Origin of the sequence: Actinomadura kijaniata NBRC 14229 (assembly GCF_001552175.1) — a bacterium.
GTDB lineage: Bacteria > Actinomycetota > Actinomycetes > Streptosporangiales > Streptosporangiaceae > Spirillospora > Spirillospora kijaniata.
Genome location: NZ_BCQR01000118.1, coordinates 1 through 14,444, shown reverse-complemented (window position 1 = coordinate 14,444; position 14,444 = coordinate 1). Strand labels below are relative to the sequence as shown.

Below are 14,444 nucleotides of genomic sequence, written 5' to 3'. Positions count from 1 at the left end.
GTCAGGGGTTGCGGCGCACGATCGCGGCGTTGAGGGCCGTCGCGAACGCCGTCCACCCCAGGTAGGGCAGCAGCAGGAGCCCCGCGCGGTGGTCGGCGCGCCAGGCGCGGCGGGCCAGCAGCAGGTTGGCGGCGTTCAGCGCCGCGATCTCGGCGAGCGCCGCGCGCGGGCGCTTGGCGGCGAAGAACAGCGGTGTCCACGCGGCGTTGAGCGCCAGGTTCCAGCCGAGCGCCCGGCGCAGCCCGCGCCGCTGTGCGCCGTCGGCGCTGTCCAGGGCCCGCGCGCCCGCGTACGCCAGCGACGCGTACAGCGGCGTCCACACCAGCGGGAACGCCGTCGGCGGCGGCTGCCACGGCGGCTTGTCCAGGCGCAGGTACCAGGTGGAGCGCGGGTCGGTGGCGACTGCGCCGAGCGCGGCGGCGGCCGTCGTCACGGAAAACGTCTTGAACAGCGTGCCCTTGGTGGTCATGCTGGTCGGCCTACCCCACCGGGGAGGAGGCACGCATGGCCGGGGAGAGGACTGTTCCGCCCGCCGCGGGTGCGCGAACGAGCTGGTGGGAGGCGCCCGAACGCCTCCGACGCGCGGTCGAGGACCTGCTCGGCGGCCGGGTCGCCGAGGCCGTCACCCAGCCCGGCGGGTTCTCGCCGGGGGTCGCCGCGCGGCTGCGGCTGGCCGACGGGCGGCGCGCGTTCGTCAAGGCGGCCGGGGCCGAGCCGAACCCCGAGACCCCGGAGCTGCACCGCGCCGAGGCGCGGGTGGCGGCGACGCTGCCCCCGGCCGCCACGGTGCCCGCGTTCCACGGCGCGGTCGACCAGGGCGACTGGGTCGCGCTGGCGTTCGAGGACATCGACGGGCGGCCGCCCCGCGAGCCGTGGGAGGCCGGTGAACTGCGGCGCGTGCTCGACGCCCTGGCCGCGCTGGCCGCGACGATGACCCCCGCGCCCGTCGAGGCGCCCACCGCCGCCGAACGCTGGACCGAGCAGTTCCGGGGCTGGCGGCGCCTGGCGGGCTCCACCGGGGTGGACGATCTCGACCCCTGGGTCCTGGACCGCCTGGACCGCCTCGCCGCCGTCGAGGCGACCTGGGAGGACGCCTCCGCCGGGGCCACCCTCGTCCACGCCGACATCCGCGCCGACAACCTGCTGCTCACCCCCGACCGGGTGGTGGTCGTGGACTGGCCGTGGGCGTGCCTGGCCCCGCCGTGGTTCGACCTGCTGCTGGCCCTGCCCTGCGTCCGCATGCAGGGCGGCCCGCCGCCGCAGGAGGTGTTCGACGCCCACCCCGTCGCCGCCGGAGCCGACGGCGACGCGGTCACCGCCGTCCTGGCGGCGGTCACCGGCTTCTTCGTCCACATGGCGCGGCTGCCCGCCCCGCCCGGCCTGCCGACCCTGCGGGCCTTCCAGCGCGCCCAGGGCGACATCGCCCTGGACTGGCTGCGTCGACGGCTGGACGGCCGACCCTAGACCTTGGTCGATCCCTCCTGGCCACCCGGCCGAAGCCCGGCCGCGTCCCGCCCTGCGAGCGTCGGAGCATGGACCAGACCACGGACGGGCTCAGGGACCGGGAAACCGCACGCGTGGCGCGCGGCGGCGTGCGGGCACGGGAGCGGGCGCTGGCCCCCGACCTGGCGCGCGGCCTGATGCTGCTGCTGATCGTGCTGTCGAACACCGCCTTCCACCTCTACGCGGCCGAGCACGGGCCCTCCGGATGGCATCCGGTGGACGGCTCGGCGCTCGACCGCGCCGTGCGCCTCATCATGATCGTCACCCTGGACATGCGGGTGTATCCGCTGTTCGGGTTCCTGTTCGGCTACGGCATGATGCAGATGTTCCTGCGCCAGACCGCCGCCGGAACGAGCGAGCGCCGCGCGGCCCGCCTGCTGTACCGGCGCGGCTTCTGGCTGATCGTCATCGGGCTGCTGCACTCCACGCTGCTGATGGCCGGGGACATCGTCGGCGCGTACGGCGTGGCGAGCCTGCTGCTGGTCCTGCTGTTCCTGCGCCGCGGACCCCGCACGCAGCTGGTGTGGGCCGGGATCGCCGTCGTCGTCACGGTGCTGCTGTACGCCGGGCCGCTGTGGGCGCTGGCCGGTGGCGATGTCGGCGCGTTCGGCCCCGCCGCCGGGGACCCGCCCTCCACCCGGGACTACGCCTCCGGGACCGAGAGCTACCTCGACGCGATGGGCACCCGCGCCACCACCGGCTTCTTCGTCACCTTCGTCGGCGGGCCGCTGATGCTGACGGCGCCGCAGATGATCCTGGCACTCTGGGCGGCGCGCCGCCGCGTGCTGGAGGAGCCGCACCGGCACCTGCGGCTGCTGCGCTGGACCGCCGCCGTCGCCGTCCCGGTCGGCTGGCTGGGCGCGCTGCCGATGGCCCTGGCCCACAGCGGGATCTGGCACGTCCCGCCCGCCGCGCTCAGCGCCGAGGGCACGCTGGCCGCGCTGCGCGACGTGACCGGGACGTTCGGCGGCGTCGGCTACGTGGCGGTGTTCGCGCTGCTGGCCCACCACCTGTCCGAACGCGCCCGCCGCCACCCCGTCACGGCCGCGGTCACGGCGGTCGGCAAGCGTTCCCTGTCGACCTACCTGACCCACTCGCTGATCTTCGCGCCGGTCCTGGCGGCCTGGGGCCTCGGCCTCGGCGCGCACCTCAACAGCGCGACGATGGCGCTGTTCGCGATCGGCGTCTGGCTGGCGACGGTCGCCGCCGCCCACGCCCTGGAACGCGCGGGCCGGCGCGGCCCCGCCGAGGCGGTCCTGCGCCGCCTCACCTACGGGGCCGCCGACCGCCGCGGGTAGCGCCGCCTGTTTGCCCGCCCGCTGCACGGGAACATCGCTGTCCCGACCAATGATGATCAACAGGGGGCAGCATGCCGGACAACGCGGTCGTCGCCGCCATCAAGAACGACCACCGCACCCTGGAGCGGATGTTCGACCAGCTCCGTAAGAACCCCGACGAGAAGACCCTCGCCGAGATGTCCATCCTCTTCGTCGCCCACGGCAAGGCCGAGGAGGCCGAGGTCTACCCCAAGCTCGCGGTCAAGTCCCCCGAGGACAAGGGCGACGTCTTCCACGGCGTCGAGGAGCACCGCGAGGCCGAGGAGCACCTGCGCGCCCTCCAGGCCGCCGAGCCCGGCACCGAGGACTTCACGGCCAGGCTGGAGAAGTTCGTCGAGTCGGTGGACCACCACGTGGAGGAGGAGGAGAGCAGCATCCTCCCCGAGCTCAACCAGGCCCTCACCGAGGACGAGGCCGCCCGCGTCGCCGAGGCGTTCCACCAGGCCGAGGAGGCCGAGAAGACCCGGCTGGCCGCCACCTCCGGCCGCGACCTGGACGCCATGAGCAAGGAGGAGCTGGTCGCCCAGGCCGAACGCCAGGGCCTCACCGGCGTGTCCTCCCGCACCAAGGACGAGCTCAAGACCGAGCTGCACGCCGCCCTCAACCCGAAGGTCTGACCCCGGACCCGCCCGTCCGCGGAGCCGCCCCGGCCGATCACGGCCGGGGCGGCTCCGTTATCGTGACACCCCTTGGATCAGGGCAAACGCCGCCATCTCGGACCATCCTCCGGTCCCGTGGCCCGCCCCGCTCGCGGAACCCGTCACCGCGGCCGCTGGATCCGCCCGGAGAGCAGGGGCGCACCCGCTCCTGCCCGCCACCGACGCACCACACATGTCATTCACCTACCTGGAAGGCAAGGCAGGCATGTCCGAAGCGGGACCCCGCACCCGGCCCGACGTCCACCCCGTCGACGAGGTCCTCCCCATCCCCAAGCTCGCCCTCTACGGGTTCCAGCACGTCCTGGCCTTCTACGCGGGCGCCGTCATCGTCCCCCTGCTGGTCGCCTCCGGCATCGGACTGTCCCCCGAACAGCTCGTCTACCTCATCAACGCCGACCTGTTCACCTGCGGCATCGCCACCATCATCCAGGCCCTCGGCTTCTGGCGGATCGGCGTCCGGCTGCCCATCGTGCAGGGCGTCACCTTCACCGCCGTCGCCCCCATGATCGCCATCGGGCAGGGCGCGGCCACCCCCACCGCCGCCCTGCTGGCCATCTACGGCGCCACCATGACCGCGGGCCTGCTGACGTTCCTGGCCGCGCCGTTCCTCGGCCGCATCCTGCGGATCTTCCCGCCGGTCGTCACCGGCACCGTCCTGATGATGATGGGGCTGCTCCTGCTGCCCACCGCCCTCACCGACGCCGCCGGCGGCGCGGCCGTCAAGGGCACCCCCGAGTTCGGAAGCCCGAAGCACCTGGCCTACGCGGGCGGCACCCTGCTGTTCATCCTGGCGCTGTACCGGCTGCGCCGCCCGTTCCTGTCCAGCATCGCGGTCCTGCTCGGCCTGGTCGGCGGCACCCTGGTCTCCTGGCTGCTCGGCGACACCGCCTTCGACCAGGTCGGCAAGGCCGACTGGCTCGGCGTCACCACCCCGTTCCACTACGGCGCGCCCACCTTCCACATCGGCGCGATCGTCGCGATGGTCCTGGTCATGATGGTCACCGTCGTGGAGACCATCGGCGATGCCAAGGCCACCGGCGAGATCGTCGGCCGCGAGGTCGGCCGGGACGGCATCACCCGCGCGCTGCGCGCCGACGGCGTCTCCACGTTCCTCGGCGGCGCCCTGAACTCGTTCCCCTACACCTGCTTCGCCCAGAACGTCGGCCTGGTCCGCCTCACCGGCGTCCGCAGCCGCTTCGTCGTGGTCGCCGCCGGCGCGATCATGATCCTGCTCGGCCTGTTCCCCAAGGCCGCCGCCTACGTCGCGGGCATCCCCAGCGACGTGCTCGGCGGCGCGGCCGTCGCGATGTTCGGCATGGTCGCCGTCGTCGGGATCCAGACCCTCGCCAAGGCCGACCTGCGCGACGAACGCAACGCGCTCATCGTCGCCATCAGCGCCGGGGCGGGCTTCCTGCCCACCGTCGTGCCGCAGTTCGCCCAGAACCTGCCCAAGGACCTGGCGGCCGTCCTCGGTGGCGGCATCACCGTCGCCGCCCTCACCGCCATCGTCCTGAACCTGGTGTTCAACGTGCTCACCCGGGACCGGCCCGCCGACGCCGACGAGACCCCCGCCACCGAACCGGCCACCGCCTGACCGGCCGCGCGGGCCGCCGCCTCCCGGGGGGACGGCGGCCCGCCGCTCACTTCCAGAGCGCCGCGACCCGCTCGGCCTCCGCGCGCCCCTGCGCGTACCCGGCCTCGGCCGCCGGCGTCCGCGTCGCCGGATCCAGCGGATCGGTCCCGAACGCCGCCGCCGACGCCTCGTCCGGCGCGACCACCTCGACCCGCGCGCCGTCCCCGGTCAGCCCGGCCACGTCCTCCTCCAGCACCGGGTCGGCGAACGGCGCCACCACCAGCACCCGGCCGTGGCCCGCCGCCAGGTCCGCGTTGTTCATCGACCGCAGCCCGCCGTCCACGTACCGGGCGTCCGCGATCGTCACCGGCGGCCAGATCCCCGGCACCGCGCAGCTCGCCGCGACCGCGTCCACCAGGTCCACCCCCGACGCGGCGTCGAACAGCACCGGGGCGCCCGAGGTCGCCTCCACCGCCGGGATCACCAGCCGCGGCCGCCGCGGCCACTCGCGCGCCGGCAGCCGTCCCTCGATCACCTTGCGCCGCGCGGACTCCGGCACCGTCTCGGCCGCCAGCGCCAGCGCCCCGACCCGCCGGCGGATCTCCGCGGGCTCCAGCCCCTCCGACTGCAACGTCAACATTCTCTCCAGCGCCTCGGCCACCGACCCCGCCGGAACCAGCTCCTCGCTCCGCTTACCCGGATCGGTCTGCCGCGCCAGCAGCTCCTCCCACGGCAACCCGCTGGTCACCTGGGCCGCGACCGTCGAGCCCGCCGACGTCCCGACCACCAGGTCGGCGTCGGTCACCTCGACGCCCGCCGCGGCCAGTCCCGCCAGCACGCCCGTCTGCCACGCGATGCCCGCGACCCCTCCGCCGCCCAGCACCAACGCGCGTTCGTCCGCCATCGTCGCCTCCCCATCAAGACCATGCACGGGCGCGGTACCGCACCCGGGCCCGGCATTCCCGGTCAGGCGGCGAGAAACGTCCCGAACGGCAGGTTCCGCACCACCCAGAACACGACGACGACCGCGAACAGCCCCCAGATCGCCCGCGGATCACCCGCCTTCCTCCGCGTGGGCACCCCGCGCGCCCGCGCCACCGCCCACCGCGCCCAGAAGAACGCGAGGACCGGCACCATCGCGACGGTCAGCACGTTCAGTCCCAGCGCGGTGCCGACGTCCCCGTGCGCCAGCGCGTGCAACGTCCGCAGCGACCCGCATCCCGGGCACTGCAACCCCGTCAACAACAGGAACGGGCACGTCGGGTAGTGCCCGGGCTGGTTCGGGTCGACCGCGCCGACGTACGCCACCGCCCCGACGGCCAACGCCAACACCCCCGCCGGAGCGGCCAGCCGTCGCGCGACGGCGACCGGCGGCCCGCTCGGCGCGTGCGGAGCGGACCGACGTTCGTCTCCCATCGGACCCGTCGTCAGTAGCTGCTGGAGCCGCTGTTGAGGGCGAACATGGCGACCAGGTAGATGGCGCTGCCGATCAACCCCACGACCGCCGAGACGATCGCCCAGGTCTTGGCGTTGTTCGACGCCTTCAGAGCCCCCTGGTAATCACCGGCCGACCACTTGGAGTTGACCTGCGCCGCGTACACGATCGAGACGACGCCGCCCGGCAGACAGCAGAGGATCGTCGTCAGGATCGCCCACACCAGATGGTTCGGCGGGGGGGACTGGGGCGGCGGAGCCGAATAACCGCCGTACCCCTGCCCGGGCGGCTGGTAGTAACTCATGCAGTGCACCTCCAAGTGTGCGGGGGTTGGCCACCTCATCCAATCGACGCGGCGGCCGTAAACGAAGTTCAACCTTTACCATTCGAAGGCCAGCTCCGGCCAGGTCGCCCCCCTTGCAGGGGGCCGTCTGACCTGCCGGTGAACGGCGGCCCCGGGTTCGAGGTCACAGGCGACGGCACCGGCCGGGCACCAAGGGCGCGGGCGACGGCCGCCGGAATCACGATTGATCTTCGGGCGCGGCGGGTCTAGCGTTCACCGGGCACCTGAGCGCTCACCCCTTGGAGGGACGTTGTCACAGCACATCCGGCCGGCGACCCCCGCGGACGCCGGAGTGCTCGCGCGGGTCAAGGTCGCCTCCTGGCGGGTGGCCTTCCGGGGACTGATGCCCGAGTCGCACCTCGCCGGGCTGGACGTGGCGGCCATCCAGGCCACCTGGGACAGGGTCCTCGGCGAGACCGACTGGCCCCGGTCGGGCATGCTGGTACTCGAACGCGACGACGAGATCGCCGGATACTCGCACTTCTACCCGACCGACGACGCCGACGACGATCCCTCGTCGGTCGGCATGATCGGCTCGCTCTACACGCTGCCCGAGGTGTGGGGCACCGGCGCCGGCAAGGCCCTCATGACCCGGGTCGTCGAGACCCTGACCGAGGCGGGGTACGCCGAGGCGTCCCTCTGGGTGCTGGTGGGCAACCGCCGCGCCCGCGCCTTCTACGAAGGGCAGGGCTGGAAGGAGGACGGCGGCCGGGACGAGGACCGCAGCGACGGCTTCCTCGTCAGCAAGCTCCGCTACCGCCGCTCCCTCGGCTAGGGGCACGGGGCCGGCACCCGCGCGGCGGCGATTCCGGCAGGGGATGGGCCCGGTCGAGCCGGTAGCCGCCCCGTGACGCCACCGCGGCAACGTCGCGCGCGGGAGATGGAAGGCGACGGGGACGACCGTCCAAGGGACAGCGTGCCGTTCTCCCTACCGTTCACGTTCAGGGCCGTCTCCCGGGGACGGGGGCGTCGCGTCCGCCAGGCGGGCGGCGAGCGCCCGGATGTGCTCGACCAGCTCGGGCGGCCCGTGCGCGGTGAAGGGAACGCCGATCAGGCCCACCCACAGGACCAGCTCGTCCAGGGAGTCGGAGCCGCAGTCCAGCGTGCAGGTCCGGGCGTCGACGGGCTCGACCGTGCCGGCGGTCGGGGCGACCCGCTCGGCCACGACGGCGGCGGGCGCGTGCACGGTGAAGCGGCCCTGGTAGCGGTAGGGCGCGCTGGAGACCGCGCGTGAGGTGTATCCGGCGATGTCGGTATGGGGCGGGTCGCGGGGGATGAACCGCGGGCCGTTGGGGGTGCGCAGGGTGAGCCGGTCCAGGCGGAACGTGCGCCAGTCCGCGCGGTCGAGGTCGTAGGCGACCAGGTACCAGCGGCGTCCGCCGGCCACCAGACGGTAGGGCTCCGCCGTCCGCCTGCTCGGATCCCCCTCCCGGGTCCGGTAGTCGAACCGGAGGGTCTCGTGGTCCCGGCAGGCCGCCGCGACCGCCGTCAGGGTGTCGGGGGAGACGGTCGGACCGCCGGCGGTCATCGGGACCGTCATCGTCTGCAGCGCGTGAACGCGGTGCCGCAGCCGGGACGGCAGCACCTGCTCCAGCTTGACCAGGGCCCGCACCGAGCTCTCGGCGATCCCGGCCACGGTGCCGCCCGCGGCGGTGCGCAACCCCACGGCGACCGCCACCGCCTCCTCGTCGTCCAGCAGCAGCGGCGGCATACCGGCCCCCTGCCCCAGCCGGTATCCCGCCGCGCCCGCGGTGGCGTCCACGGCGTAGCCGAGCTCGCGCAGGCGCTCCACGTCACGGCGGACGGTGCGCGGGCTCACGCCGAGCCGGTCCGCCAGTTCCCTGCCCGACCACTGGCGGTGGACCTGGAGCAACGCCAACAGCCGCAGCAGCCGAGCCGAGGTTTCCATCATGGGGTTCACCCTGCCGCACACCTAGGACGGTAATCGACCTAGGTGCCCCGTAGCGTTCCTGACATGAGCAACGACAGCGCCATCCGCCCGTTCCGCATCGAGATCCCGCAGGCCGAGCTGAACGACCTGCGCGACCGGCTGCGGCACACCCGCTGGCCCAGCGAGATCGACGGGCAGGGGTGGAGCCGCGGGGTCCCGGTCGGCTACCTCAGGGAGCTCGCCGACCACTGGGCCGACGGCTACGACTGGCGGGCCTGGGAGGCCAGGCTGAACGCCCACCCGCAGTTCGTCACCGAGATCGACGGGCAGAACGTCCACTTCCTCCACGTCCGCTGCGACCGGCCCGACGCCCTGCCGCTGATCCTGACCCACGGCTGGCCCGGCTCGATCGTGGAGTTCCTCGACCTGATCGAGCCGCTCTCCCGCGACTTCCACCTGGTCATCCCGTCGATCCCCGGCTTCGGGTTCTCCGGCCCGACCCGCGAGGCCGGCTGGTCGACCGAGCGCGTCGCCGCCGCCTGGGCCGAACTGATGCGCCGGCTCGGCTACGACCGCTACGGCGCCCAGGGAGGCGACTTCGGGAGCGGCATCACCCGGGCGCTGGGCCTGGCCGCACCCGACAACGTCGTCGCCGTCCACATCAACGGCGGCACGACCTACCCCAGCGCCGAGGAGGACGACCCGACGCTGACCGACCTCGAACGCGCCCGGGTGCGGCGGATGCGCGAGTTCATGAACGAGGCGGGCGGCTACATCGCCATCCAGTCGACCCGGCCGCAGACCCTCGCCTACGGCCTGACCGACTCGCCCGCCGGCCAGCTCGCCTGGATCGTCGACAAGATCAGGGACATGACCGACCTGGCGAAGGAGCTGCCGCACGAGGCGATCGACCGCGACCTGCTGCTCACCGACGTCACGATCTACTGGCTGACCGGCACGGCGGGCTCCTCGGCCACGCTCTACTACGAGGACGCGCGGAGCTGGGGCGAGCAGGAGGAGTCCCCCGTGCCGACGGCCGTGGCGCTGTTCACCGTCCAGGACATCGCGCTGCACCGGGACGAAGAAAAGATCAACAACATCGTGCGCTGGACGGAGTTCGACCGCGGCGGCCACTTCGCGGCCATGGAGGCCCCGGACCTGCTCCTGAACGACATCAGGGAGTTCTTCGCCTCCTACCGATGACAGAACCCCCGGGCCACGGCAAGGCCCGGCCGAGGCACCACGGGACCATCACGCGGGCGACCTGGAGGGAGCGGGTCTCCACCGCCAGGCGGTGCTTGCGCCGCCGGACGTCGCGGCGCTCGACCACGTACCAGGGAGGGTCCGCCGGGCCGGGCTGAACGGTCGGGAACGCGTCGGCAGGGCGCCCAAGCTCTTGGAGCACCATGAACAAGGCGTCCGCGGACGGCTCCTCGACGCGGTGCCCCGCCTCGCTCCCGGCGACATCCAGCGGCCTCGCAGAGCGCCATGCTCCGGTTCTCCGGCGTTGAGTTCGCCCACGACACATGCACGATCGCAAAGAGACAGAGAGACAAGGCCGCCGCCGGGGCGGACCGCACTCGGACGCGGCTCTTCCCGGTGACGTCGGTGGTCTTGAGCCCGCCGTCGCTCCCCTCGCGTCGCATGTGACCGCGGGCGTGTCCAGGACGCGGAAGCCCAGCGCCCGTTCCGGCGGTCCGGACCGCCGGAACGGGCGGGTTTGAGGCGATATGAGCGTGTTGGTGGAGGTCGTGGTCCTAGGCTGTCGGGCGTGACGGGGAAGACGGTGATCGACGGGCGCTTCGAACTGCGCGACCGGCTCGGCAGCGGCGGGATGGGGACGGTCTGGCGCGCCTTCGACCTCGCCCTCCAGCGCGAGGTGGCGCTGAAGGAGGTACGGCTCGCCGAGGTCGACATGGCGCGGCTCGATCCCGAGGTCGCGCGGATGATGCGCGAACGGGTGATGCGCGAGGCCCGCGCCCTCGCCCGGATCGACCACCCGAACGTGGTCACGATCCACCACATCGTCGACTCCCCGGACACACCGCACCCGTGGCTGGTGATGGAGCTGGTCCGCGGCCGGTCGCTCCAGGAGCGGCTGTCGGCCGGACCGATGTCCCCGGCCGAGGGGGCCGCGCTCGGACGCGGCGTCCTCGCGGCGCTGCGGGCCGCGCACGAGGCCGGGATCTGCCACCGCGACGTCAAGCCCGCGAACGTCCTCCTGCGGGCGGACGGCACCCCCGCGCTCACCGACTTCGGCATCGCCGTGCTGGAGGACGCCTCCCGCGTCACCGCGACCGGCGGCCTCGTCGGCTCCCCCGAGTACATCGCGCCCGAGCGGCTGCACGGCGAGGAGGGCAACCCCGCGTCCGACCTGTGGTCGCTCGGGATGCTCATGTACGTGGCGGTGGAGGGCGCCCACCCGCTGCGTCGTCCCACCACGGCCGCGACGCTGGCGGCGGTCATGACCGCGCCGATCCCGCCCGCCCGGCGCGCCGACACCCTGGCTCCCGTCCTGCAGGCCCTCCTCGTCCGGGAGCCGGGGGCGCGCCCCTCGGCGGCGCAACTGGACGCCATGCTCGCGTCGGTGGCGGGCGGCACCCCGACGTCCGTGCCGCCGCCACCGCCCCCGTCGTTCCCCGCGCCGGGCACGCCGTCGGGGCCCATGCCCGTGCCGGTTCCAGGGCACGGGACGGGGCCGGGCTTCGCCCCGAACCCCACCCATCCCGCGCAGGGGCGGCCCCGCCGGTCGCGGGTGCCCGGCGCGGCGATCACGATCCTGGCGCTCGGGCTGGTCGCGACGCTCGTCACGGCGGTCGCCGTCGTGCTGCCCCGCGTCCTGGACGCGGCCGCGCGCAGGACACCGCCGGGCGCCGCCGGCACCACCGACCGCCCGGGGCTTCGCGCGACCGGCGACAGCGGCCGCGCCGGCGGCAAGGGGGTGCCGGAGAGCAGGACGCTGCTGGAACCCGCCACGATCCGCGGCATCATCAAGAGATTCCAGGAGGCTTCCGGCAGCAAGCAGTTCGCCCAGATGACGGTGCACCAGACACACGCGTCCGCCGACGCGCCCGCGGTGGGGCGACCCGACCGGTTCGACAACTACACCTACCAGAAGGGTGCGGAGGCCGCCGTGCGGAGCCGCCCCAGCATCGCCATCACCGAGAAAGCGAAGGTCGACTTCGGCGCGTTCAACTGGGAGGCGCTGCCGCAGCTGATGAAGCGGGCCGAGCGGACACTGAACGTGAAGAACCCGACCAGCCGGTACATCATCGCGAAGGCGTCCTGGACGTTCGCCGGCGACAAGCCCGTCATGATGCTCTACCTCAGTGACGAGTACGGCGGCGGCTACCTGGCGACGAACGCCCAAGGCAAGATCATCAGCACGCAGCCGGCCGACTAGGCGACCGGCGCGCTTCCGGGCCCTTGTCCGGCCGACTCGTGTGGCCAAGGTACCGATCAGGACTGCGCACCGGTCTCCCTGGCTGGGCCGACGGAAGACCAGTCGACGGCCTGGCAGCCGGGCCCCTCGACCGTCCGGGCGGTGGGAACCGCTCCCGACGGATCGCCGCCGACGGTGGCGGCCAGCGAACGCGGCACCGTCCGCGTGCTCGACCTGGCCACGGGACGCGCGGGCCCTTCATCACCGACGGTGGCGGAATCGGCGCGGTCGCCGTGGCGGCCGTGGACCGGCAGCCGGTGGTGGCCTCGGGCGGCGGCGACGAGGGCACCGTGCGCGCCTGGGATCCGGCCACTGGCCGTCAGGTCGGCGAGCCGCTGATCGACGGAGGCTGAGCACCGGTCCTGACCGCGACGGTGGCGGGCGAGCGGCCCGTCGTGCCGACACACCGACTGGACGAGACCGCGCGGATATGGCCCCTGTTCGCCGACGGCCCCGGCCCGGCGCTGACCGACGCCGGACCCGTGATCTCCATCTCCGCCCCGACCCTGGGTGGCCGTGACCGTCACGGCCGGAACCGCCGAACCGTGGGACCTGGAGACGATGCGGCGCGTCGGCGTTCCCTGGCCGAGGACGGCGGTGGTCACCGCCGGTTGGGACTCCGCATCTGGGACCCGCTGAGCGGACGACAGATCGGCCACATCGATCCCCGGGCACGGGGCGATCCGGCGACCGGCGGACGAACCGACCTGCGTTTCCCATTCCCCATCGGCACCCTGGCCGCAGCCCCGCGCGGCCCGCTCGTCGGCCACGGCCCCGGGACCGCGTTCCTGTCCACGCTCCGCTCTGACGGCACGCACGAACACGGCGACCGGGAGCACACCGGTCACTCGCTCCTCGCACTCCCACGACCGTCGGGGAGCACGCGTGCCGACCGTGGCTCGGGGCGGTGACGGAGCAGATAGAGCCCGAGGAGGGCCTGCCAGGCCAGACCCAGCGTGGCGGCGAGACGCTGGAAGAGCCCGGCGACGTTCTCCAACCCCCCGTCTTGGACGAAGCCCACGTTCGCCAGCTCCATCAGCACCGCGAACCCGACCCCGCACAGAACCGATCCCCACGCCCACCCGGGAGCACCCGCCCGCGCGAACCGTCCGGCGAACACGAAGCAGGCGACCACCAACGACACGAACCCCATGAGCGACAGCCCGTCGTGCCACACCCCGTGCACGGTGGGGGAGGGCAGGAGATCGGGGGAGCCGGGCGGATACCCGTTGACCGGATCGGTGAGGAAGATCCCGGCGCCGAGAAGCCCGACGCCCCAGACCCCGACGAGCAACGGCCCCCAGAACGACCCACCGACGGGCCCCGAAGCCCGCCGGATCCCGAAGGCGAACAGGAGCGTGAGGGAACCGGTGACGAGGAAGTTGAGCGTCTGCATCCAGCCGTGGGGACCGAGGGCGAGCGAACTGACCGGATGCCGCAACGGGTCGTAGGCGTCGCGGGTGAACGCTTCGAGGAGATGGGCGAGCGTGAAGAGGGGACCGGCGAGCACACCGCAGCGCAGCGCGACACGGGGCCAGGTGCTGGCGTTCATGATGTCAACGTAGGTTGACAGATGACGAGTGTCAACCTGTGTTGACACTCGTCCGGCTGGGAGCCAGGGGAGAGCAGGAGGGGCGAAGTTGCGGGAATGCGCGCGAGCACTGCGGTGTTGGCCTACAGTGAGAGCGCAAGCAGGCGACCGCTCTGAGGTGGACCCGCTGGGTCTGTCGATTTGACGTCGTCTACGGGAGTGCATAGATTCTCCCCTTGTCCCCAACGGGATGCAGGACGTCCACGAGGCGGCCGGCCTGGGGGAACCCACCAACGATCACGCCGACAAGGCGGTTTCGTCACGGCCGCGTGCCCGAAGGTGGATCTCGATCTCTTCAGAACCACCCGATTTTGCAAAGTCGGACGGTTCTGGTGAAATGGAGACATCGCCCGAACGGGAAACCGGAAAGGGCGAAATCGGGGAAGACCGGTGAAATTGACAGACCGGCCGGAACTGATAACGTAAAGCGAGTCGCCCCGGAGCGAGAGACGCGCAAGCGGATCGAGCGCGGTGGGTGTCCGTTTCTTGAGAACTCAACAGCGTGTTAAAAGCCAGTGCCTTTATAGGCTCGGCCAAGGTGCCGAGCCACCCCGTCCGGCTCTTTCGGGAGTCGACAGGGATTTCTTTGAGGCAACGAGACCCTTTAGAGGTCTCATTGTCGGGATTCATTTCCCATGAAGGTTTGGCAGTCCGGGTTCGCCCCCGGGTT

General features: G+C 72.9%; 15 protein-coding genes. 7 read left to right on the top strand and 8 right to left on the bottom strand.

The features are described from left to right. Position 1 precedes the first annotated feature (1 nt). Positions 2–469 carry a TspO/MBR family protein gene (locus AKI01S_RS31745; protein WP_067825967.1) on the bottom strand — a complete coding sequence of 156 codons (468 nt, stop codon included), beginning with the start codon at positions 467–469 and terminating at the stop codon, positions 2–4. 35 nt (positions 470–504) lie between these two features. Here AKI01S_RS31745 and AKI01S_RS31740 point away from each other — a divergent pair, with 35 nt between their 5' ends. From AKI01S_RS31740 to AKI01S_RS31725, 4 genes are all read left to right on the top strand, one after another. Next, the gene (locus tag AKI01S_RS31740; RefSeq protein WP_067825965.1) at positions 505–1,464 is read left to right on the top strand and encodes a phosphotransferase family protein; all 960 of its coding nucleotides are present in this window, start codon (positions 505–507) and stop codon (positions 1,462–1,464) included. Between the two features lie 68 nt (positions 1,465–1,532). Further along, entirely contained in the window at positions 1,533–2,801 is a 1,269-nt protein-coding gene (locus AKI01S_RS31735) for a DUF418 domain-containing protein (protein ID WP_067825963.1), read from the top strand. A gap of 71 nt (positions 2,802–2,872) precedes the next feature. Continuing rightward, on the top strand, positions 2,873–3,457 hold the full coding sequence (locus AKI01S_RS31730) for a hemerythrin domain-containing protein (protein ID WP_067825961.1): 585 nt from the start codon (positions 2,873–2,875) through the stop codon (positions 3,455–3,457). Between the two features lie 247 nt (positions 3,458–3,704). Further along, positions 3,705–5,093 carry a nucleobase:cation symporter-2 family protein gene (locus tag AKI01S_RS31725; RefSeq protein ID WP_067825959.1) on the top strand — a complete coding sequence of 463 codons (1,389 nt, stop codon included), beginning with the start codon at positions 3,705–3,707 and terminating at the stop codon, positions 5,091–5,093. Positions 5,094–5,139: 46 nt separating this feature from the next. Here the strand turns inward: AKI01S_RS31725 and AKI01S_RS31720 are convergent, their stop codons facing one another. From AKI01S_RS31720 to AKI01S_RS31710, 3 genes are all read right to left on the bottom strand, one after another. After that, positions 5,140–5,976 carry a patatin-like phospholipase family protein gene (locus tag AKI01S_RS31720; RefSeq protein WP_067825957.1) on the bottom strand — a complete coding sequence of 279 codons (837 nt, stop codon included), beginning with the start codon at positions 5,974–5,976 and terminating at the stop codon, positions 5,140–5,142. Between the two features lie 62 nt (positions 5,977–6,038). Continuing rightward, the gene (locus tag AKI01S_RS31715; RefSeq protein WP_067825955.1) at positions 6,039–6,488 is read right to left on the bottom strand and encodes a DUF2752 domain-containing protein; all 450 of its coding nucleotides are present in this window, start codon (positions 6,486–6,488) and stop codon (positions 6,039–6,041) included. An 11-nt stretch (positions 6,489–6,499) separates the two neighbouring features. Next, positions 6,500–6,811: a CD225/dispanin family protein gene (locus tag AKI01S_RS31710; protein WP_067826018.1), complete on the bottom strand. Its 312-nt coding sequence runs from the start codon at positions 6,809–6,811 to the stop codon at positions 6,500–6,502. Positions 6,812–7,100: 289 nt separating this feature from the next. Here AKI01S_RS31710 and AKI01S_RS31705 point away from each other — a divergent pair, with 289 nt between their 5' ends. After that, a complete protein-coding gene (locus AKI01S_RS31705) occupies positions 7,101–7,625 on the top strand; it encodes a GNAT family N-acetyltransferase (RefSeq protein WP_067825954.1) in 525 nt (174 codons plus the stop codon). A 153-nt stretch (positions 7,626–7,778) separates the two neighbouring features. On the opposite strand, the gene AKI01S_RS31700 is transcribed toward AKI01S_RS31705, so the two are convergent. Beyond that, a complete protein-coding gene (locus tag AKI01S_RS31700) occupies positions 7,779–8,762 on the bottom strand; it encodes a helix-turn-helix transcriptional regulator (RefSeq protein WP_067825951.1) in 984 nt (327 codons plus the stop codon). 63 nt (positions 8,763–8,825) lie between these two features. On the opposite strand from AKI01S_RS31700, the gene AKI01S_RS31695 reads away from it, so the two are divergent. Beyond that, complete coding sequence (locus AKI01S_RS31695) at positions 8,826–9,944, top strand: epoxide hydrolase family protein (RefSeq protein ID WP_067825950.1); 1,119 nt, start codon at positions 8,826–8,828, stop codon at positions 9,942–9,944. 568 nt (positions 9,945–10,512) lie between these two features. Further along, complete coding sequence (locus AKI01S_RS31690; protein ID WP_218009895.1) at positions 10,513–12,144, top strand: serine/threonine-protein kinase; 1,632 nt, start codon at positions 10,513–10,515, stop codon at positions 12,142–12,144. 56 nt (positions 12,145–12,200) lie between these two features. Here the strand turns inward: AKI01S_RS31690 and AKI01S_RS51040 are convergent, their stop codons facing one another. From AKI01S_RS51040 to AKI01S_RS52945, 3 genes are all read right to left on the bottom strand, one after another. Next, positions 12,201–13,031: a hypothetical protein gene (locus tag AKI01S_RS51040; protein ID WP_157420289.1), complete on the bottom strand. Its 831-nt coding sequence runs from the start codon at positions 13,029–13,031 to the stop codon at positions 12,201–12,203. Next, positions 13,028–13,735 carry a DUF998 domain-containing protein gene (locus tag AKI01S_RS31685; RefSeq protein WP_067825948.1) on the bottom strand — a complete coding sequence of 236 codons (708 nt, stop codon included), beginning with the start codon at positions 13,733–13,735 and terminating at the stop codon, positions 13,028–13,030. Before AKI01S_RS31685 ends, AKI01S_RS51040 begins: the two co-directional genes overlap by 4 nt. 276 nt (positions 13,736–14,011) lie before the next feature. After that, positions 14,012–14,444, bottom strand: a 433-nt coding sequence (locus AKI01S_RS52945; RefSeq protein ID WP_218009894.1) for a hypothetical protein, incomplete at its 5' end; no start/stop codon positions are given.